Below are 18,969 nucleotides of genomic sequence, written 5' to 3'. Positions count from 1 at the left end.
CGCCGCCCATGTCCATCGTCGAGCAGAAGGCGGGCGTGATGCCGAGGTAGGCAGCGATGCGCGACGCCCAGCCGTGCTGCTCCCCCATCGCGGCGGGCATGCAGACCAGCACGCCGTCGACGTCGTCGCGCGCGATGCCGCAGTCGTCGATGGCGCGCTTGGCCGCCTCGAGGTTGAAGGCGAGCGCGCTCACGCCCGGCAGCTTGCCGAAGCGCGAGAGCCCGATGCCCGCGACCGCGTAGCGGTCACGGACGCGGCCAGCGTCCGCCACGCCCTACCCGCGCGCGAGCGCGAGCGAGGCGCTGCCGACCAGCTTCTTCTCGCCCTCTTGGTTCTCGGTCCAGATGTCGCAGTCGACGACGCGCACGGCGCCGTCGTCCTGGATCGCGGTGACGGTTCCCTTGCAGGTGATGACGTCGCCCGGCCAGGTGAGCTTCGCGAAGCGCGTCTTGAAGCGGCGGACGGCGCTCGGGTGGCCGGCGGCCCGGACCAGGAACTCGCCCAGGTAGCCCATCGACAGCATCCCGTGCGCGAAGACGCCCTTGTAACCCGAGTTGCGTGCGAACTCGTCGTCGAGGTGCATCGGGTTCGGATCGCCGGAGGCGGCGGCGTAGCCCTTGAGCGTGTCCTTCGTGATGGCCGGCTTGGTGAGCGTCGGCAGCGCCTGGCCGACCTGGACCGTCTTCGCGTCGAGTCCGGCCATCACATCCTCCGCGAGATCAGCGTATTGCGGGAGAAGAACACCACCTGCCCCTTGGCGTCGGTGGCCTCGGTCTCCATCACGACGAAGTCGAGCGTGCCGCTGCCGCCGGTCTTCTCGTAGACGTCGGCGATGCGGCCGGTGAGGGAAAGCGTCTCGCCGGCGCGGATCGGGCGGCGGTACTCGAACTCCTGCTCGCCGTGGACCAGCGTCATGAAGTTGAGCCCGAGCTCGAGGAACGTCTCCATGCCGCCCGACATCGCCTGGGTCATGAAGGCGATGGGATAGGTCGGCGGGGCGATCGTCTCGTACTCGGGGTTGGTGTCGCCGAGCGCCCTCGCGAAGCCCGCGACGTGGTCGGCGGTCACGGTCGCGCTACCCGTCGAGAGCACGCGCCCGATCATGTCTTTCGAAGGTGGCATGTCGTCAATCCATCCTGAAGGCCTTGCGCGTCCGCTGCTCCCACTCGAAGAGCGGGTGGAACCGCGCCATCTCCTTCATCTGCTTGAAGAGCGGGAGGCCCTTCTTCTGCTCCTCGCTCCACTCCGCCGCAAAGCGACCGGAGCGGATGTCGTCCAGGTGCTCGCGCAGGCGCGGCGTGAGGTCGATGTCGGCGACCCGGGCGCTGCGCGTCATCGAGCCGTACTGCGAGGTGTGCGAGTGGAACTCGTTCTGCGCGAAGAGGCCCGTGTCGGCCGCGCGCTGGAAGGCGTAGCCGAGCTCGCCCGAGGCGTAGAGCTCCATCACGACCGCTTCGGCCGGGTACCCCTGCTCCACCAGCATCTCGATCGATTGCCGGAGCGCGAGCCCCATCATCGGACCGAAGCCCTGCTCGGTGAAGAGGTCGAGATGGGCCTCCTGCGCCATCGTGAGCTCGAGACACCCGACCCTGGTCGACCCGATGCCGCGCGCGATGGCGAGCATGCGCGCCTTCGCGCGCCCCGTCGCGTCCTGATGCACGCCGACGAACGACGGGAAGCCCTTGCCGTCGACGTAACGATCGCGCACGCCCGGGCCGATCATGCGCGGCGCGACCAGGACGACGTCCAGGCCTGGGGCGGGCGCGATGTGCCCGAAGGCGACGGTGTACCCCGAGGCGAAGCACACGCAGGCGCCGGCGCGCAGGTTGGGCGCCACGTCGCGGGCGTAGACCTCCGGCATCACCTCGTCGGGGATGAGCAGCATGACGACGTCGGCGCGCCGGGCGGCGTCGGCGATGTCGTAGCCCTCGAATCCCTCGTCACAGGCGCGGGCCCGCGCCTCGTCGCCGATGTTGCCGACGATGACCCGCAGACCCGAATCGCGGAGGTTCAGCGCCTGCGAGCGGCCCTGGTTGCCGTAGCCGACGACGGCGATGGTCTGGCCGGCGAGCGCCGCCAGGTCGGCGTCTTCGTCGTGGTACACGGTCGCTGTCGGGGTGTTCGTCACGACGAAATCGCGCAGCCGTGTCGTATCTCGAAAAGGCGCCGCGGCTGTCAACCCGCGCCGCGTCGCCGCCGGAACGCTCCGGGGCGCCGCTTCAGCGCCCGCGGAAGTGACCGAACAGGATCGCCGCGACCGACACCACGAGCAAACCCGTGACGAGGATCAGCGACAGCGTCTCGAAGGAAGGAAAGCCGACCGGCACGGACCTCACGCTCCTTTCTCGAAATAGAGCAACTGCTCGATTCCGAAGGTAATCCCCTGGCGGGCCGAGTCAAGGTCCCGAACGTGCGACGGCGCGGGCTGCCGGAGTGCAGCCCACGCCGTCTCTACGCCGAACGAGGGGGGTCCAGGCTCAGAAGCGGTACTGGGCGCCCAGGGTGATGGGGACGAAGCGGAGGTCGGACACGTCGCCGGTGGGCAGGTCGTAGCTGCTCTCCAGGTTCACGACCACGTGCGAGGTCGCGTACACGTCCACGCCGCCACCGAAGCGGGCGAGGAACCCGGTGGCGTCGCTGGTGCGGAGCCCGAGCGAATCCGACGCGACCGCATGGAGCGCGCCGACGCCCGCGACGCCGTACGGCTGCACGCGGCCGGTGGTGAGGTAGCCCTTGCCGTTCAGGGTCGACGCGATGGCGCTGACGTGGCCGACGCGGTGGCCGTCCACGTCGACGCCGAACGAGGGCAGGTAGTCGACATCGAGCTCGGCCGCGAGGTTCGGATGGGCGCGGTATCCGCCGAGCACGCGGAGACCCGCCGCGTTGCCGACGTCGATGCTCCCCCTCGCCTGTCCGCGATCGAAGCTCTCGACGGCATACGTGCCGCCGCCTCCCACGTACCACCCCGTGCGGCCGAAGTCGGCGTCGGCAGCCGTCCCCGCGAATGCGCTGCCCCCCAACGCCGCCATGAAACCCAACCCGTACCAGAGTGTACTGCGGATCATGATCGACCTCCTCGCGCCGGAGCGCGGTTCGGCGAGCCCCGCGTCGCCACGCCGGGCCCGCAGGTTCGGGCGGGTCGAACCCGACCGGCGCGCGGGGGTTACGCCCTGCCCGGTGCTCTCCGGCACCGGCGGCCGATCAATCGAGGCCGAGGGTCCGGAGCGCCACCTGCGTCACGTGCTCCCGAACCTGGCGGGCCAGCTCGGGGTCGTCGAGCCCCCTGCCGAGCATGCGCTTGTAGAGGTCGTCGGCGACGATGTGCCAGTGCACGAGCGCGTCGATCGAGAGCATCAGCAAGACGGGGTCGACGTTCTTCACCTCGCCGCGCACCTGCGGCGGGCGGAGCGTCCCTTCGAGCAGGCCGAGCCAGCGCTCCGCGATGCGGTCGTCGGCGAGCGTGCCCGGCCGTCCTTCGAGCGCCATGCGGTGGCCGAGCTGGACGTAGGCGCGGTTGCGCAGGAAGAAGTCGAAGAGCTGGTTGATCGCCGACGCTGCCGTCTCCTTGAAGTCGCGGCCGCGCCCCAGGGCGGCCACGACCATCTCGCGCACCTGGTCGGCCATGCGCTCGAGCACCGCGTGGTAGAGGGCCTCCTTCGACGGGTAGTAGTGATAGAGGGTCGAGACGCGGATGCGCGCCTGGCGCGCGATGTCGCGCACCGACGTTCCCGCGAGCCCGGTCCGTGCGAACGTCTCGACCGCCGCCGCGAGCACGCGTTCTCGCGTCCGGTCGCCGCTCGCGCCGGCCGGCCGTCCCGGACGCCGCGTCCGTCGTCGCGCCGGATTCACTCGACCCAGCGGTTCATCGCCCGCACGCGGCACTCGGCCGTGAGCAGGAAGTTGCGGATGGCCTCCCGGCAACGGTCCTGCACCGCTCGCGTGGTCGCGACCAGACGGAAGAGGTCCGAGGCCCTGTCGCCGTGCTCGGGTTCGGCGTAGGCGTGCACCTCGAAGTTGCGGACCACCATCCCGTAGTGGGTCTTGAGGCCCTCGTGCAGGGTTCGGGCGTACCCGCTCCCGGCCGCGACGCGCTCGCCCGCGTAGCCGAACACGGCCAGACCCTCCTCGTACGAGCGGCGGATGTAGAACAGCATCGTGCACGTCATCGCGATCGTCTCGGGCAGCGGCGTGTAGGCCGCGATCTCGTCGTCGCCGAGGCCGAGCTGGTGGCACCACTCGACCTTCATCCGCACGTGGTTCGGATCGCGCAGATAGCCGGCCTCGTCGGCGAAGTTTTGCGCCCAGTGATGGTAGTGGGTCGAGTGCTCCATGGTGAAGCTGTAGGCGTCAGGGGCGTTCGCGATCAGGATCGGGAATTCCGGCGTCATCCACTTCCCGAGGTAGTAGTACTCGAGGGCGACGCGCCGCACGACGTCGCGCGACGCCGTGCCGGCGCCGATCGCGGGCGTCACCTTGTCCTGCTTCACGTAGTCGTGCGCGGCGACGAGCGCGTCGATCTCCTCCAGGTAGCGGTCGATCGGCAGCGCGGGCGGCGCCTCGCGCTGCTTCACGACGTCGGCGAAGGGTCGCGAGGCGTCGGGCATGGCGGTCTCCGCCATGGTGTGTCGTCCGCGGGACGGGTTCGAGTCAAGGGGCTGTTCGCCACCCGCGAATTGGAGTAGTGTGCGCTCGACTTCGGACGTTGAGGAGGGCGCTGCGATGATGTCGAACTGCTCGCTCTACCGTCTGCGGCCGCTCGATCCGGCCGTCGATCCCGCGTATCAGGACGGTCCGCCCCCGCATCCGCACCACGTGAGCCACTCCGGCGAGATCCGGATCGAATGGCCGATCCCGACGATCCCCTCGCCGCTCACGCGCTTCAAGACAATCTCCATCGAGGAGCTCGAGGACGAGATCGAGCGCGAGGCGCGACGAGAAGAGAAAAGCCCCGGTTGACCGCCCGCGCGCCCCGGTGTTAGGCCGCCCGCGCATGCGGCTCGAAAACCGGGTGGCCATCATCACCGGCGCGGCACAGGGCATCGGCAAGGCCTACGCGCTGCGCTTCGCGCGCGAGGGCGCGCACGTCGTCGTCGCCGACCTCCGCGAGGACGCCGCCGATGCCGTCGCCAAGGAGTGCACGGCGCTCGGGCCGCGCGCGATCCCCGCCAAGGTCGACGTGTCCAGCGAAGCCAGCGCGAAGGCGCTCGCCGACCAGGTGATGGCACAGCTCGGGCGGATCGACATCCTGGTCAACAACGCCGCGATCTACTACGACCTCGACCGCACGCAGAACACGCTCGAGTACTTCAACAAGGTGCTCTCGGTGAACTTGACGGGCGTCTGGATCATGAGCCGCGCGGTCGAGCGCCACATGAAGCGCCAGCACAAGGGGAAGATCATCCACCAGTCGTCGACCGCGGCCTACCTCGCGAACGTCGGCATGGTGGACACCGAGAATCCCGATCTGCCCATGCCCCCGTTCCACTACAGCGTCGCCAAGAACGGCGTGGCGGGGCTCACGAAGTACATGGCCGGCGCCCTCGGACCGTGGGGCATCAACGTCAACGCGATCGCGCCCGGCGTGACGCTGTCCGAGGCGACCAAGCGCGTCGTGCCCGAGCAGATCCTCTCGTCGCTCGTGATGTTCAGCGCGCTGCGCAAGCCCCTGCAGCCGGACGACCTCACCGGCACCGCGGTGTTCCTCGCCTCCGACGACTCGGACATGATGACGGGTCAGGTCCTGGTCGTCGACGGTGGCGGCGTCATGCTCGGCTGAGCTGCTCGCGCAGCAGGCGCTTCAGCACCTTGCCGTTCGGGTCGCGCGGCAGCTCGGGGACGAGCTCGATCCGGCGCGGCACCTTGTAGTCGGCGATCCGCTCGCGGCTCCACGCCTGCAGGCCCTCGGGCGTGAGCCCCGATCCCGCGCGCCGCTCGACGACGGCGACCAGCGCCTCCCCCCAGCGCGCGTCGGGTACGCCGACGACGGCGACGTCGACCACGTCGGGATGCGCGACCAGCACGTTTTCGACCTCCAGCGGGTAGATGTTGACGCCGCCCGAGATCACCATGTCGTGCTTACGATCGGAGATGAAGAGGTAGCCGTCGGCGTCGAGGTAGCCCATGTCGCCGACCGTGAAGAACTCGCCGCGGAAGGCGGCCGCCGTCTTCTCCTCCGCGTTGTGGTAGCGGAACTTCTGGCCGCCCCGTGAGGAGAGGTAGATCGTGCCGACGGCGTTCGGCGGACATTCGCGCCCGCCGTCGTCGAGGATCTTCACCGTGACGCCCGGCCACGGCCGCCCGACGCTCCCCGGCTTTCGCCGCCAATCCCCCGGGCTGATGATCGTGCCCGGCCCTTCGGTCGCGCCGTAGAACTCCCACACGACGTCGGGCGGCAGGACGTCCATGATCCGGCGCTTCACGTCGGCCGGACACGGCGCCGCGGCGTGCAGCACCTTGCGGAGGCTCGAGAGATCGTAGCGCCGCCGAACCTCCCCGGGCAGCTCGAGGATGCGGATGAAGTGCGCCGGCACCATCGCGGTCGTGGTGACGCGCTCGGCCGCGACGAGCCGCAAGCACTCCTCGGCGTCGAACTTCTCCATCAGGACGCACGTCGCGCCGATGAACAGGTGCTGCGTCACGTACGCGCTCGGCATCGTGTGGTACGCGGGCCCGACCATGAGGTGCACGTCGTCGGGGCGGAATCCCCACATCTCGACGAGCCCCTTCTGCGCCTCGAAGCCGAGCTTCGGGTCGACCGACGGATGGAGCACGCCCTTCGGGCGCCCCGTCGTCCCCGACGTGTAGATCACGATGTTGTAGCCGCTCTGCGCGATCGCGCCGCGCGGCGCCGCCTCCGGCGCCGACGCCACCGCGGCGTCGAACGACACCCAGCCCGGGGCCTCGCCCAGGACGAGCACGCGGTCGCGCGCGGGACGTCCCGCCGCTGCGAGGGCCGGCTCGACCTCGCCCAGGAACGCCGCGTCGACGACCAGCACGTCGGCCGCCGAGTCGGTGAAGAGGTACGCCAGCTCGTCGCGACGCCAGCGGTAGTTGATCGGGACGGCGAGCGCGCCGAGCTTCGCCGCGGCGTTCGTCACGGCGAAGAACTCGACACCGTTCGGCAGCATCAGGGCGACGCGTCCGCCCGCGGCGACTCCCCGGCCCGCGAGCACGTGCGCCGTGCGGTTGGCGAGCCGATCGAGCGCGGCGTAGGTGAGCCGCCGGGCGCCACAGACCAGCGCCGGGTGCTCGGGCCGAGCCGCGGCGTTCGCGACCAGACCGTACGCGACGGGCGCGTCGCTCAAGACGGAAACCAGCGCTCGAGGGTGCCGGTCGCGAGCATGCGAACGTCCTCGTCCGCGAGGCCGTGCGTCGCCTTGGCGAACCCCGCGAGGAGATCGGGGGTGCCGTCGTAGTGCGGCCAGTCCGACGCGAGCGCGATGTGATCGGCCGGCAGGAACTGGAGCGCGATCTTGATGTCGATCTCCTCGCAGGCCTCGACCGTGACCATCATCTGGCGCAGGAAGATGTCCATCGGCTTCGACTTCCACTCGGGCGCCTTCACCTTCCCGAACATCTCCATGTGCTCCTCGAAACGCTCGAACATCGACGGAATCCAGCCGCAGCCGGCTTCGAGGATCATCGTCTGCATCTGGGGGAAGCGGTCGAAGACGCCGCCCGCCATCATGTCGTAGAGCGTGTGCATCATGTCGAGCGGGAAGCCGAGCGCCGAGGCCGCCATGATGTCCTTCAAGGCGAAGCCGCGCGCCGTGCCATCCTGATCCCAGACGGGCAACGGATGGAGGCCGAGCTTCACGCCCGCGTCCTGGATCGTCTGCCAGAGCGGATCGAAGCTGCGGTCCGAGTACTTCTTCTTCAAGACGGGGTTCGTGCGGATGAAGACGGCCGGAAAGCCGCGCTCGGCGACCCGCTTCGTCTCGGCGATCGAGGCGTCGACGTCGACGATCGGGAGCGCCGCGACCGGGATCAGCCGCCCGCCCGAGCCCTTGCAGTAGTCGTCCTGGATCCAGTCGTTGTAGACCTGGCAGGCCGCCGCCGCGATGTGCGGCTGGAAGGTGCCGCCCGCGAGCATGAAGGTGGGAAAGAGCACCGCGCGGCCGACGCCGTGCTCCAGGTTGAACGCGAGCCGCTTCTTGCCGTCGCGTGTCCATTCGGGTGCATCGACCATCGTGTAGCGCTCGCGATCGTCGTCGGAGAAGACGCGCGCCAGGTCCTGGCCCATCGCCGCCGCGAGCCCCATGTTCTGCAGCATGTCGCGCGGCCGCATACCGCCGTGCATCGTGTCGAGCGTCGCGATGTCGATGCCGTAGATGTGCTGCCGGAATACCCCCTGCTCGTCGCGACCGAAGCGCGGCGCCATCTCGCGCAGGTCCGCCGGCATGCGCTCGGCCCACAGATCGCCCGGCTCGATGATGTGTCCGTCGGCGTCGCCCAGCTCCGTGATCTTCATGGATCGTGCCCTACTCCCGGCCCGACGAGCTTGTCAATCAACTGACCTAATCACACGACCGAGCCCGCGGGGTGGTCGACCGGTGGTTGCCGCGCGCCGGCCCCTCCTCTACCTAGCTGAACCGTGGCCGCTCGCTCCCCGGAGGCGCTCCGCATCGACAAGCTCACGCAGGTGGGTCGCTACGCCCTCGGCGTCCAGTGGGGCGACGGCCATGACAGCATCCTTCCGCATCGCAACGTGCGCCGGGCTTGCCCGTGCGACGCGTGCGTCGCGGAGCCGGTATCCGAGGTCTCGCCCCAAGCCGAGCAGCCGGTGCTGGTCGACGTACTCGGCGGGCAGAGCATCTTCATCCGGTGGGCCGATCGGCACGAGACGCTGCTCCTCGTCTCCGAGCTGCGCGATCTCTGTCGCTGCGCTCGCTGCGTGGGCGAGCCCGACTACCCGATCTCGGGACAGTAGCGTTCACGCCCCCGGCGCCGGTCGCAGCATGCGCTCGAGAACCGACGCGAAGTAGACGCCGATCTGCAGCACGCGCTGCTCGTCGTCGCGTCGTGCGTAGAGCGTGCTGCCCGCGGCGTTGAGCGAGCCGAGCGCGAGCCGCTGCGGCCCGCGCGGCGTCGCCAGGACGAGGAGCCCGTTCGGCGGATCCAGGCCGAACCCCGCGAAGCTCGTCGTCCGGAAGGCGTCGACCGCGCGCAGCCCCGCGAGATAGGCCGCGAGCTCGTGCAGCGCCTCGCGCGTAGACGGCGCCACCGGCGCGCCGCCCGAGCTCCAGCCCTCGTGCGTGCGCTCGGCGACGAGACGCCGTCCGCCGAGCGTCAGCTCGATGCCCCGGATGCCGCCGGGGCTGGTGCGGAAGACGCGTGGACCGCGCGCCAGCTCCTGTCCCGTGCGGCGGAGCGGCGGCTCCGTCACGAGGACGGCGATCGCACCCGCGACCACGAGCGCGACCAGCAGGAGCGTGCGCCGCATCGCTAGCCCCGCCGGCGGCGCAGGCCCACCAGCACGGCGCCCGCGACGAGCACGAGGCCGGGCTCGATCACCGTCGTTCCGAGCAGGAGCCCGCGAGCCTGCCGCTCGGTCAGAACGAGCGGCGAGAGCGGGCGGAAGACCTCGGCCACGCGCGTCGTGCGCTCGCCGGCGAGCGTGCGATCTTCGGTCACCCACGCGACGGCGTTGAGCGCCAGGTCGCGGTTCCCGAGCAGGTCGATGTAGCCGTCGCTCGCGAAGTCGGCGTCGCCCACGACGACCACGCGCCCCGGGCGCGTGCCCGGCCCGGGCGCACCGACCTCGGCCATCACCATCACCGCCGCGCCGCCGGGAACGTCGTGCGCGGCCTCGCTCGGCGCCTCGCCGCGGCGCGCGCGCTCGGGATCCGCCATCGCCCACGCGGTCGGTGCCGTGCGCGCGATCGCCTGCGCGTCGACGCCGGGGACCTCGTGGGCGACGTCCACCGAGCGCGCCGACGGCAGCACGGCGCCGCTCTGAATGGGATTGCCGGTCGGCTCGGAGATGGGATTCCCGCGCTTGAAGAGCTCGACCACGGCCGCGAGCCCGTCGGTGCCGATGATGCTGCGCTCGTGGTCGACGATGAAGTCGTCGCGGAGCTCGATCCCCATGCTCGAGAGCAGCGCACCCAGGTTCGGCAGGCGCCCGGGCTCGAGCAGCAGGAGGAGCCCGCCGCCGCCCTTCACGTAGGCGGCCAGGCGATCGACCTCGGCCTCGAGGAGATCGTGGCGCGGCCCTGCGACCACGACCAGCTCGACGTCGCTCGGGATGTCGGCGCCGACGAGCGACACGCCCTCGGTGCGATAGTTCTCGTTGGCGAGCGCCGAGACGAAGCGGGCGTAGGCGTCCGATTCGCCCGTCGGCGTCCGCTCGCCATGGCCCGACGTGAACAGCACGCGGCGCGGTGTCCCGCGCAGCACCTGCAGGATGCCTCCCACGAGCTGCTCCTCGGGCAGCGTCGTCACGACCGCGCGTCGGCCTTCGTACTCGAGCGCGGCGCGACCGTACTGCGAGATGCCGAAGACGCGCGCGCGCTCGGGGTAACGGTCGAGATCCAGAAGCTCGTACTCGACGCGCGGGCTCGCGGCTCGCATGCGGGCGAGGAGCGCCGCCTGCGGCCCGCGGCTTCCCCGCCGGTAGAAGGCGGTGATCCGCAGTGGCGCCTGAAGTTCGTCGAGCACCTGCTGCGTCACGGTCGAGAGCGAGAGGTCGCGCGCGCGCGTCAAGTCCACGCGACGGTTGGTGCGCTCCGCCGCCACCTGCAGGAGCCCGAGCCCGAGCAGCAGCAGGACCACCTGCAGCCCGAGCTGGAGCCACTGCCAGCCGGCGCGCGCCGTCACGAGCGCACCCCGCGCCAGCGTCGCGAGTCGAGCGCAAGGAAGGTCGCGCACAGGAACGCGGCCGTGAAGAACAGGAGGTAGCTCACGTCGCGGGTGTCGATGCCGCCCTGCGCGAAGACCGCGAAGCGGTCGAAGAGCGAGAACGGCCTCAAGATCCGCAGGCTGCCCTCGCTGACGGCGGCCTCGTTCCAGGTGATCATCCAGAAGAACAGGAGGACGCCGTAGGTCGACGCGCCGGCGATGAGCTGGCTGTCGGTGAGCGCCGACAGGAAGAGCCCGCAGGCGATGAACGCGGCGGCCAGGAGCCACAGGCCGAGGTAGCCCGCGACGAGCGGCCCGGCGTCGACAGGCTGGAGGCGCGAGAGCCAGAGCGGATAGGTGACCGTGCCGGCGAGCATCAGCGTCACGATCGCGAGACAGGCGAGGAACTTGCCGGCGATGATCTCGCCGTCGCGCAGCGGATACGTCCACAGGAGCTCGAGCGTGCCCAGCCGCCGCTCTTCGGCGAACAGACGCATGGTGAGGAGCGGCACCAGGACGAGCAGCCGCTCGCGCATGTCGAAGAGCTGGTACTGCCACAGGCCGCGCGCCAGGTTCATGCCGCCGAACCGGACGTAGAAGTCGAGGTTCGTGTAGAAGAGGTAGCCCGACAGCGCGAGAAACACGGCCGTGAGGGCGTAGAAGAGGAAGGACGAGAAGTAGAGCGACAGCTCCTTGCGCACGATCGCGAGGACGATCACGCCCGTCCCCCGTGCACGAGCTCGAGGAAGATGTCCTCGAGGTCGAGCGTCTCCTGCCGGAGCTCGCGCACGGCCCACCCACCGCGCTGCATCGCCCGGCCGACGCTCCCGGCGAGATCGTCCTCGCCCGTCGACTCGACGACGATCGCGCCGTCCTGCTCCTCGACGCGATCGACACCGGGCATCGCGCGCAGCGTCGCCCGGACGGCGTCGCCGGCGCCGTCGGTGCGCACGATCGCGCGCTGCCGCTTCCCGAGCCGCCTGGCGAGCTCGGCCGGCGTGCCTTCGCCCACGAGCGCCCCGCGCGCGATCACGATCACGCGCTCGCAGAGCGCCTCGACCTCGGAGAGGATGTGGCTCGAGAAGAGCACCGTGCGCGTGCCGCGCAGGCCGCGGATGAGGTCGCGGATCTCGACCACCTGCCCCGGATCGAGGCCGATGGTGGGCTCGTCCAGGATCAGGACCGCCGGATCGCCGAGCAGCGCCTGCGCGAGCCCGACGCGCTGGCGGTAGCCCTTCGACAGCGTGCCCACGCGCCGACCCGCCACGCTCTCGAGCGCGCACGCGTGCAGCGCATGCTCGACCGCCGCCGCTCGCCGGGCGCGGGGCAGGCGCTTCAGGCGGGCGACGAAGCGCAGATACTCGGTTACGAGAAGCTCGGGATAGTACGGGGCGTTCTCCGGGAAGTAGCCGATCGCCTTGCGCGAGAGCAGCGACGCGGCGAGCACGTCGTGTCCCGCCACGCGCACGCGTCCGCTCGTGGGCGGAAAGATGCCCGCGAGCATCCGCATGGTGGTCGTCTTGCCGGCGCCGTTGGGGCCGAGGAAGCCCACGATCTCGCCCTCGGCGACGCGGAACGAGATGCCGCGGACCGCGTCGATCGCGCCGAAGCGCTTCGTCACGTCCTCGACCTCGATCATCGGCCGCGCCGGCACGGCGGGCATGGTTAGCCTGCGCGTGACAGCTCCTGCAACAGATCGACGGTGAGCTCGTCCAGCCCCGAGAGGCGTCGCACGGCGTCGCGGAAGTCCTGATCGCGCGTGAGGTCGTTCGGAATCGCGATGACGAGGCACCCGGCGTCGCGGCCAGCCTCGACGCCGCGCAGGGCGTCCTCCACGACGACGCACTCCGACGGCGCGAGGCCGAGGCGGCGTGCCGCGGCGAGATACGCGTCCGGCGCGGGCTTCGCACGCGCGTAGTCCTCGCGCACCACGATCCCGTCGAGGAGATCACGCACGCCCACGCTCGCGAGCACGACGTCGGCGTCGGTGCGGACGGTGTTGGTCGCGAGGCCCAGGCGATACGCCGGCCGCAGGCGCTCGAGCGCGGCCCGCGCGCCGGGACGCGCCGCGACGCCGGTCGCGATGAGCTCCCGGTAGAGTGCGTTCTTGCGCGCGCGCAGCTCGGCGGCGTCGATCGGCAGGCCGTAGGTGCGACATGCGTACTCGGCGCCGCCCTCGCGCGCGATCCACTCGCGCTGATACTCGTCGACCCCGACGTCGACGCCGAAGGGCAACAACGCGCGCCGATACGCCTGCCACTGGATCGGCTCGGTATCGGCGAGCGTCCCGTCGAGATCGAAGAGCACGCCGCGGATCACGCGCCCGCCCTCACAGACTCCAGCCGCGCAGCGTGCGGTAGATCTCCCGCCACTTCTGATAGCGGTCGTCCAGGACCGCGGTCCGCGACGGGTCGGGCGACACCGTGCGGGTCCGCACCATGGCGGCGACCGCGGTCGGCAGGTCGGCATGGACGCCGGCGCCGACGGCCGCGAGGATCGCGCACCCGACGCTGGCGCTCTCCGGCACCTCCGCGACGAGCAGCGGGCGCCCGAGCGTCGCCGCCAGAATGCCGAGCAGGGTCGGGCTCTGGGTCATGCCGCCGCTCACCCACAGGCGATCGATGTCACGCCCGATGACGGCCGTGATCTGCTCGCAGTTGCCACGGATCGCGAAGGCGACGTTCTCGAAGAACCCGCGCAACAGCTCGCCGCGGGTCGGGCGGTCCATGTGCAGCATCGGGAAGCGGAAGAGCAGCCCCGCGGGCTGGAAGGGATTCATCTCCGCCAGGTTGAAGATGGCGGGGCCGATGTGGGCGAAGACGTGGCGGCCCGTGTCTTCGACTTCGGCGGCGGCGGCGTCCGCGCGCGCGTGGGCGTCGGCGTCGGCGGCGCCGTAGAGCAGCTCGAGCAGCCAGCGGTACGATCCGCCGGTGTCGCCGCCGTTCGATTCGAGCACCCAGCGGCCGGGCACCACGTGGCAGCTCGTCCAGAGATTGCCGGCGGGATCGATGACCGCGCGATCGGTCACGCTCTGCACCGGCGTCGTCGTGCCGAGCACCGCACCGGTCGCGCCGACCTCGAAGACCCCGCTGCCGAGGAGCGCGCTCTCCGTGTCGGCGCCCCCTGCGAAGACGGGCGTGCCCACCGGGATGCCGGTCGCGCGCGCGGCGTCGGCCGTCACGCGTCCGGCCACGGCGCCGGTCGGGCACACGCCCGGAAGGATCGCCGAGGGAATGCCGAAGGTCTCGAGCAGCTCGTCGGACCACGCGCGCGCCGTCACGTCGTAGAGCATCGACTCGCAGGCGTTCGACTCCTCGGCCACGCGCTCGCCGGAGAGCAGGAACGTGATCCAGTCGTTCAGCATGAGCAGCGACACGATGCGCGTCGCGTCGTGGTGCTTGCGGAACCAGAGGTAGCGCGCCAGCGGAAAGATGTACGGCGGCGCGTGCCCGGTGATCGCGTGCAGCCGGCCCGACGGAACCTGCCCCTCGGCCTCCAGCCCTTCCATCGCGGCACGGGCGTCGAGGTTCGGCCCCGCATAGAGCACCCGGCCGTCGCGGTCGAGGAACACGCACCCCTCGCGCTGGCTCGTCGCGATCACGCCGCGCACGCTCGCCCCCGGCGGGAGATCCGCCATCGCGCGACGCGCGCAGCGCGCCAGCGCCCCCCAGAAACGGTCGGGGTCGAGGTCGAACCCGCGCACCATCGGAAAGCTCGGATCGATGACCACGTCGTAGGTGAGCGGCTCGTGGGCCTTGGCGAGGACACGCCCGCCGGCGTCGACGACGACGCAGCGCCCGGAGCCGGTTCCCGCGTCGAGCGTGACGAAGCAATCCACGCGCGACTCAGCTCCGACGCTCGTACACGGCGGGGTTCGCGACCCAGCGCGGGCGCTCGCCGCGCAGGTGACGCTCGATCGCGTCGACCACGATCTCGCTCTGGTGGCGCGTGACGTCGACCGTGGCGCCGCCGATGTGCGGCGTGACGATGGCGTTGGGTAGCGCGAGGAACCGGTTCCCGGGCTGCAGCGGCTCGACGGTGAGGACGTCGAGCGCCGCGCCGGCGAGCCGGCCGGCGGCCAGCATCTCGTAGAGCGCGTCCTCGTCCGTGAGCGCCGCCCGCGCCGTGTTGACGAGATAGGCGGTGGGCTTCATGAGCGCGAGCCGCTCGCGCGAGACGAGCCCCGTCGTCTCCGGCGTCACCGGTGCGTGCAGCGAGACGACGTCTGATTGCCCGAGGAGCTCGTCGAGCCCGACGAGTGTCACAGCCGGGGGTGGCGCCGTCACGTACGGGTCGTAGGCCAGGATGCGAGCTTTGAACGGCGCGAGGCGCGCGGCCACCTCGCGGCCGACCGCGCCGAGGCCCACGAGCCCCACCGTGAGCCCGCCGAGCTCGACGCCCGTGAAGCTCTTGTACAGCTCGAGGAAATCGCTCGCGCGCTCGACCTGTCGCGCACCGCCGCCCCAGTACGTCGCCCACATCGCCGGCAGGCGGCGCGTCAGCGCCAGCATGAACGCCAGCGTCAGGTCGGCGACGGCGTCGGCGTTGCGCCCGGGCGTGTGGAACACCGGGATGCCCTTCTCGGTCGCGAGCGCGACGTCGACGTTCACCGGATCGCCGCGACAGCAGCCGATCATCTGGAGCGGGCAGGTGTCCAGGACCTCGGAGTGGACGAGGTCCGCCTCGATGATGAGCACGTCGGCGCCGACCTCGGCGATCCGCTTCGCGAAGGCCGCGCCGTCGAAGTAGATGTGGTTGCGTGCCTTCCAGTCCTCGTGGACGACGTCCATGTGGCGCGCCAGCCGCGCCAGCGCGGCGGGATCGAACGAGGCGGTGATGAGGGCTTTCATGGTGTCAGGGTTCCAGCAGTGCCTCGACGAGTCGCACGAGGTGGCGTTCCACCTGCTCGCGCAGCGGCGCGCGGAACACGCTCCCGCCGAGCAGGCTCTGATAGGAGGGGCTGTCGAGCATGTAGATGAGGAGCACCGAGTGCGCCGACAGCATGAACAGGCGCGACTCGGTATCGGACATGCGCCGTCCCGTCCGTCCCATCTGCTCGGTGAAGGCGGTCCACGCCGGGACGAGGACCTCGCGGTCGATGCCGAGGTCGACGTCGGTCTCGAGGAGGCGCCGGGCGAGGAGCTTTGGCACCGTCGGGTGGTCGGCCATGAAGGCGACCAGCTCCCGCATGACGCGCGACACGACGACCTCGCGATCGCGCTGGTCGTCGGGGCGGGCGAGCGTGGCGCGCAGGAGATCCAGCAGGCGCTCGAAGATGTCGTGGAAGACCGCGACGTAGAGCGTCTCCTTGGACGCCCAGTGGTAGTGCAGGCTCGAGATGTTGACGCCCGCCCGGGCGGCGATCTCCCGCGTCCCCGCGCCCTCGAACCCGCGCGCCGCGAACACGTCCTCCGCCGCCGCCAGGATGCGCGCCTTGGTCGACCCCGGCGCCTCGCGCGCCTGCTGCAACGGCGATTTTCCCACGACTTCGAGCAGACGATTAGAGCGCTTGACCTAGGGGGTCAAGCGAGGAGCGCATCTCGATCGAGGGATGCGTGTGCGGGCGCCCCCGCGCCCGCACTCCCACCGCTTCGCGAGAGCGCACGACACGCCGGACCCCCTCGCTCCGCGGCTGGGATGGATCGAGCCCGCGCGATCGGCGTTCCGAGATCTGTAGCGTGGGGGCGGGAGCGGGGGCGAAGCGCCTATGAGGCGCCGTACGTACCGCAGCGGTCGTGACGACGCGCATGTCGGCGCGCCGAATCGAAGCGGAGCCCCCGCTCCCGTCCCCACGCACGCAGGCTTCGAAACGACGAAGGCCCTAGTGCACGATCTTCTTCCGGATCGCGAACCGGACGAGCTCCGCCGTGTTGTGCAGATCGAGCTTCTCCATGATGTGCTTGCGATGTGTCTCGACCGTGTTGATCGAGACCGAGAGAGCGCTCGCGACCTCCTTGTTGGTCCGGCCCTCCGCGATGAGCTGCAGCACCTCGCGCTCGCGATCCGTCAGCTGCGCGACGCTGTCCTCGCCGTCGCCCTCAGGCCGGTCGCCCAGGTAGCCCGAGAGAACCACACGAGAGACCGGCGGGCTGAAGACCGAGCCGCCGCCGCGGATCGCCTTCACCGCCTTGATGAGATCCAGGTCCTCGGCGTCCTTCAGCAGGTAACCGCGGGCGCCCGCCTTGAGCGCCTGGCGGACGTAGACGTCGTCGTCGTGCATCGAGAGCACGAGCACCTTCACGCCCTCGACGCGCTTCATGATCTGGCGCGTCGCCTCGATGCCGTTCAGCTCGGGCATCGCCACGTCCATCACGACCACGTGCGGGCGCAGCTTCTGGGCGAGGTCGATCGCCGTGCGCCCGTCGCCCGCCTCGCCGACGATCTCGATCTCGTCGTCCGATTCGAGGATCCGCCGCAGGCCCTGGCGGACGACGGTGTGATCGTCAACCAGGACGACCCGGATCTTGTCCATCGGTCGTGTCCTTCGCCCCCGCCTCGCGCTCGGCGAGCATGCGCGCGAGCGCCTCGGCCCGCGCCTCGTGGTGTCGCAGGCTGGCGATCTCCTGCACCATCGCGGCGAGCCGGCGATTGGCCGCGCGCCGTACGCCCTCGAGCTGCTTCGCGTGGCGGACACGTTCGGCGGCGAGCGCGGCCTCCAGCCGCTTCACGCGGCGCTCGAGCGCGCGCACGCTCTCGCCCCCCTTCGCAGGAGACGGCTTCGGAGCGGGAGTGCTTCGTCGCTTGGCCGGCATCGTCAGTACAGCTTCGGCTCGCCCGCGGGGCGGGTCTTCCACCGCTTGTGCACCCAGAACCATTGCTCCGGGTAGCGGCGCACCATGCTCTCGAACACGTCGGAGTACCGTTGTGTGTTGATCCGCACGTCCTTTTCGAGATCACCACTACGCTCCGCATACATGAGGGGCAAGACGTGCACGCGATGGCGGGCGCCCCGCCCCTCCCGCACGATGAACACCGGGACGGCGGGGGCGCCGCTGCGTAGGGAGAGGCGGGCCATGCCGGAGTTCGTGCTGGCGGGGAGCCCGAAGAAGTCGACGAACACGCCGAGCCCGCGCGTCGAATTCTGGTCGAACGGCAGGACCAGGAGCTCGCGGTCGTGGAGGGCCTTCAGCACCCCGCCCGCCGCGTGACGCTTGCGCACGAGGCGCGTGCCGGCACGAGCCCGCAGGGCATTGAGCCACCGGTCGACGAGCGGGTTCGCGATCGCCCGATGCACCATCGAGACCGGATAGCCGCGCATGCCGTGCGCGAAGACGAGGAGCTCCCAGTTGCCGAAGTGCCCCGACAGGACGAGGCCGCCGGTCTCGCGCGGCGCGGCGATGTTCTCGGCCCACCACGCCTCGTTCTCGAAGACCACCATCCGCCGCAGATCGTCGTCGGTGAGGTGCGGCAGGTGCGCCAGCTCGGCCACCATGCGCCCGAGATTCAGGAACGAGACCCGCAGGATCCGCCGGCGCTCGCCCAGGGAGCGCTCGGGGAACGCGATCGCCAGGTTCTGCATGCCGACCCGGCGGTGCGGCCGGTCGCACACGTACGCGACCAGCGCCACTGCCTCGGTCACGCGCATCGCCACGCCGAGCGGCAGCATGGCGAGACCGCCCATCACGGCGCGCAGGCCGAGGTACGCCATCCGATCGAGCGCCGACGACCGTCGACGAACGCGGACGCGCCGCTGTTTGCCTCGCCGCCGCGGCGCGACGGGCGCCGCGGCGCGCCCGACCATCACCGCCATGCCCGGCGTCCTAGGCTACGCAGGTCGACGTTGCAACTCACCGCGCCGTCCGCATGCGCCGTCGCAATTTGTTGTTGCCTTGCGCGGAGCCGCTGTGCTAGGAGCGCGGCGGTCGCTGGGTTGCAGCGACGGCATCCTGGGAAGGAGACGCGACCCGTGGCACAGGGCAAGGTGAAGTGGTTCAACGGTCAGAAAGGCTACGGCTTCATCACGACTGACGAGGGCGAAGACGTCTTCGTGCACTATTCCGCCATCGGCGGGAGTGGCTTCCGCTCGCTCGAGCAGGGACAGCGCGTGTCGTTCGAGGTGACGCAGGGGCCCAAGGGGCTCCAGGCGGCAAACGTCGCCAAGGTCGATTGACGCGGCACCGGCGCTCCGGC

The 18,969-nt window shown here is 70.7% G+C and carries 24 protein-coding genes; 4 read left to right on the top strand and 20 right to left on the bottom strand.

Going from position 1 to position 18,969, the window contains the following annotated elements:
• The 7 genes from VMS22_22235 to VMS22_22205 form a co-directional block, all read right to left on the bottom strand.
• Positions 1 to 271: thiolase (locus VMS22_22235; protein HXJ36764.1), on the bottom strand; the 271-nt coding region annotated here is incomplete at its 3' end.
• A 3-nt stretch (positions 272 to 274) separates the two neighbouring features.
• Positions 275 to 703: a MaoC/PaaZ C-terminal domain-containing protein gene (locus VMS22_22230; GenBank protein ID HXJ36763.1), complete on the bottom strand. Its 429-nt coding sequence runs from the start codon at positions 701 to 703 to the stop codon at positions 275 to 277.
• Positions 703 to 1,122 (bottom strand): MaoC family dehydratase N-terminal domain-containing protein, encoded by a 420-nt coding sequence (locus VMS22_22225; GenBank protein ID HXJ36762.1) that lies wholly within the window; start codon positions 1,120 to 1,122, stop codon positions 703 to 705. Before VMS22_22225 ends, VMS22_22230 begins: the two co-directional genes overlap by 1 nt.
• Positions 1,123 to 1,126: 4 nt before the next feature.
• Complete coding sequence (ilvC, locus tag VMS22_22220) at positions 1,127 to 2,128, bottom strand: ketol-acid reductoisomerase (GenBank protein ID HXJ36761.1); 1,002 nt, start codon at positions 2,126 to 2,128, stop codon at positions 1,127 to 1,129.
• A 349-nt stretch (positions 2,129 to 2,477) separates the two neighbouring features.
• Positions 2,478 to 3,065 (bottom strand): outer membrane beta-barrel protein, encoded by a 588-nt coding sequence (locus VMS22_22215; protein ID HXJ36760.1) that lies wholly within the window; start codon positions 3,063 to 3,065, stop codon positions 2,478 to 2,480.
• Positions 3,066 to 3,201: 136 nt separating this feature from the next.
• Positions 3,202 to 3,774 (bottom strand): TetR/AcrR family transcriptional regulator, encoded by a 573-nt coding sequence (locus VMS22_22210; GenBank protein HXJ36759.1) that lies wholly within the window; start codon positions 3,772 to 3,774, stop codon positions 3,202 to 3,204.
• A gap of 71 nt (positions 3,775 to 3,845) precedes the next feature.
• Complete coding sequence (locus VMS22_22205) at positions 3,846 to 4,619, bottom strand: iron-containing redox enzyme family protein (protein ID HXJ36758.1); 774 nt, start codon at positions 4,617 to 4,619, stop codon at positions 3,846 to 3,848.
• Positions 4,620 to 4,719: 100 nt separating this feature from the next.
• Between VMS22_22205 and VMS22_22200 the strand changes: the two genes are divergently transcribed.
• Both VMS22_22200 and VMS22_22195 read left to right on the top strand, forming a co-directional pair.
• A complete protein-coding gene (locus tag VMS22_22200) occupies positions 4,720 to 4,956 on the top strand; it encodes a hypothetical protein (protein HXJ36757.1) in 237 nt (78 codons plus the stop codon).
• Between the two features lie 34 nt (positions 4,957 to 4,990).
• A complete protein-coding gene (locus VMS22_22195) occupies positions 4,991 to 5,776 on the top strand; it encodes an SDR family oxidoreductase (GenBank protein HXJ36756.1) in 786 nt (261 codons plus the stop codon).
• Here the strand turns inward: VMS22_22195 and VMS22_22190 are convergent.
• On the bottom strand, positions 5,763 to 7,304 hold the full coding sequence (locus VMS22_22190; GenBank protein HXJ36755.1) for an AMP-binding protein: 1,542 nt from the start codon (positions 7,302 to 7,304) through the stop codon (positions 5,763 to 5,765). The two genes, VMS22_22195 and VMS22_22190, sit on opposite strands and share 14 nt — an antisense overlap.
• Positions 7,301 to 8,470, bottom strand: coding sequence for an amidohydrolase family protein (locus VMS22_22185; GenBank protein ID HXJ36754.1), 1,170 nt, complete (start codon positions 8,468 to 8,470; stop codon positions 7,301 to 7,303). The genes VMS22_22190 and VMS22_22185 overlap by 4 nt, the downstream gene beginning before the upstream one ends.
• A gap of 123 nt (positions 8,471 to 8,593) precedes the next feature.
• Between VMS22_22185 and VMS22_22180 the strand changes: the two genes are divergently transcribed.
• Positions 8,594 to 8,929: a gamma-butyrobetaine hydroxylase-like domain-containing protein gene (locus VMS22_22180; protein HXJ36753.1), complete on the top strand. Its 336-nt coding sequence runs from the start codon at positions 8,594 to 8,596 to the stop codon at positions 8,927 to 8,929.
• 3 nt (positions 8,930 to 8,932) lie between these two features.
• Here VMS22_22180 and VMS22_22175 read toward each other — a convergent pair whose 3' ends face one another.
• The 11 genes from VMS22_22175 to VMS22_22125 form a co-directional block, all read right to left on the bottom strand.
• Positions 8,933 to 9,442 (bottom strand): hypothetical protein, encoded by a 510-nt coding sequence (locus tag VMS22_22175; protein ID HXJ36752.1) that lies wholly within the window; start codon positions 9,440 to 9,442, stop codon positions 8,933 to 8,935.
• Positions 9,443 to 9,444: 2 nt separating this feature from the next.
• Positions 9,445 to 10,818, bottom strand: a complete 1,374-nt coding sequence (locus VMS22_22170) for a DUF4350 domain-containing protein (protein ID HXJ36751.1) — start codon at positions 10,816 to 10,818, stop codon at positions 9,445 to 9,447.
• The gene (locus VMS22_22165) at positions 10,815 to 11,558 is read right to left on the bottom strand and encodes an ABC transporter permease (protein HXJ36750.1); all 744 of its coding nucleotides are present in this window, start codon (positions 11,556 to 11,558) and stop codon (positions 10,815 to 10,817) included. The genes VMS22_22170 and VMS22_22165 overlap by 4 nt, the downstream gene beginning before the upstream one ends.
• Complete coding sequence (locus tag VMS22_22160; protein ID HXJ36749.1) at positions 11,555 to 12,502, bottom strand: ABC transporter ATP-binding protein; 948 nt, start codon at positions 12,500 to 12,502, stop codon at positions 11,555 to 11,557. Before VMS22_22160 ends, VMS22_22165 begins: the two co-directional genes overlap by 4 nt.
• 2 nt (positions 12,503 to 12,504) lie before the next feature.
• A complete protein-coding gene (locus tag VMS22_22155; protein HXJ36748.1) occupies positions 12,505 to 13,158 on the bottom strand; it encodes an HAD family phosphatase in 654 nt (217 codons plus the stop codon).
• A 10-nt stretch (positions 13,159 to 13,168) separates the two neighbouring features.
• Complete coding sequence (locus VMS22_22150) at positions 13,169 to 14,677, bottom strand: FGGY family carbohydrate kinase (protein ID HXJ36747.1); 1,509 nt, start codon at positions 14,675 to 14,677, stop codon at positions 13,169 to 13,171.
• A gap of 7 nt (positions 14,678 to 14,684) precedes the next feature.
• Positions 14,685 to 15,689, bottom strand: a complete 1,005-nt coding sequence (locus VMS22_22145; GenBank protein ID HXJ36746.1) for an NAD(P)-dependent oxidoreductase — start codon at positions 15,687 to 15,689, stop codon at positions 14,685 to 14,687.
• 4 nt (positions 15,690 to 15,693) lie between these two features.
• Positions 15,694 to 16,323 (bottom strand): helix-turn-helix domain-containing protein, encoded by a 630-nt coding sequence (locus VMS22_22140; GenBank protein ID HXJ36745.1) that lies wholly within the window; start codon positions 16,321 to 16,323, stop codon positions 15,694 to 15,696.
• A gap of 337 nt (positions 16,324 to 16,660) precedes the next feature.
• The gene (locus VMS22_22135; protein HXJ36744.1) at positions 16,661 to 17,311 is read right to left on the bottom strand and encodes a response regulator transcription factor; all 651 of its coding nucleotides are present in this window, start codon (positions 17,309 to 17,311) and stop codon (positions 16,661 to 16,663) included.
• Positions 17,283 to 17,528, bottom strand: coding sequence for a hypothetical protein (locus VMS22_22130; protein HXJ36743.1), 246 nt, complete (start codon positions 17,526 to 17,528; stop codon positions 17,283 to 17,285). Before VMS22_22130 ends, VMS22_22135 begins: the two co-directional genes overlap by 29 nt.
• 65 nt (positions 17,529 to 17,593) lie before the next feature.
• A complete protein-coding gene (locus tag VMS22_22125) occupies positions 17,594 to 18,487 on the bottom strand; it encodes a lysophospholipid acyltransferase family protein (protein ID HXJ36742.1) in 894 nt (297 codons plus the stop codon).
• A 258-nt stretch (positions 18,488 to 18,745) separates the two neighbouring features.
• Between VMS22_22125 and VMS22_22120 the strand changes: the two genes are divergently transcribed.
• Positions 18,746 to 18,949, top strand: coding sequence for a cold-shock protein (locus tag VMS22_22120; protein HXJ36741.1), 204 nt, complete (start codon positions 18,746 to 18,748; stop codon positions 18,947 to 18,949).
• Positions 18,950 to 18,969: the final 20 nt, after the last annotated feature.

Source organism: Candidatus Eisenbacteria bacterium, from assembly GCA_035577985.1.
Lineage (GTDB): Bacteria > Desulfobacterota > Binatia > DP-6 > DP-6 > DATJZY01.
This window is presented reverse-complemented; position numbering and strand designations above follow the sequence as displayed.

Excerpts from the sequence above, each read along its gene's own strand:
- VMS22_22230 (HXJ36763.1), bottom strand. The coding sequence starts at position 703 with ATGGCCGGACTCGACGCGAAGACGGTCCAGGTCGGCCAGGCGCTGCCG.
- VMS22_22185 (HXJ36754.1), bottom strand. The coding sequence starts at position 8,470 with ATGAAGATCACGGAGCTGGGCGACGCCGACGGACACATCATCGAGCCG.
- VMS22_22135 (HXJ36744.1), bottom strand. The coding sequence starts at position 17,311 with ATGGACAAGATCCGGGTCGTCCTGGTTGACGATCACACCGTCGTCCGC.
- VMS22_22205 (HXJ36758.1), bottom strand. The coding sequence starts at position 4,619 with ATGGCGGAGACCGCCATGCCCGACGCCTCGCGACCCTTCGCCGACGTC.
- VMS22_22195 (HXJ36756.1), top strand. The coding sequence starts at position 4,991 with ATGCGGCTCGAAAACCGGGTGGCCATCATCACCGGCGCGGCACAGGGC.
- VMS22_22125 (HXJ36742.1), bottom strand. The coding sequence starts at position 18,487 with ATGGCGTACCTCGGCCTGCGCGCCGTGATGGGCGGTCTCGCCATGCTG.
- VMS22_22215 (HXJ36760.1), bottom strand. The coding sequence starts at position 3,065 with ATGATCCGCAGTACACTCTGGTACGGGTTGGGTTTCATGGCGGCGTTG.
- VMS22_22225 (HXJ36762.1), bottom strand. The coding sequence starts at position 1,122 with ATGCCACCTTCGAAAGACATGATCGGGCGCGTGCTCTCGACGGGTAGC.
- VMS22_22175 (HXJ36752.1), bottom strand. The coding sequence starts at position 9,442 with ATGCGGCGCACGCTCCTGCTGGTCGCGCTCGTGGTCGCGGGTGCGATC.
- VMS22_22200 (HXJ36757.1), top strand. The coding sequence starts at position 4,720 with ATGATGTCGAACTGCTCGCTCTACCGTCTGCGGCCGCTCGATCCGGCC.
- VMS22_22160 (HXJ36749.1), bottom strand. The coding sequence starts at position 12,502 with ATGCCCGCCGTGCCGGCGCGGCCGATGATCGAGGTCGAGGACGTGACG.
- VMS22_22145 (HXJ36746.1), bottom strand. The coding sequence starts at position 15,689 with ATGAAAGCCCTCATCACCGCCTCGTTCGATCCCGCCGCGCTGGCGCGG.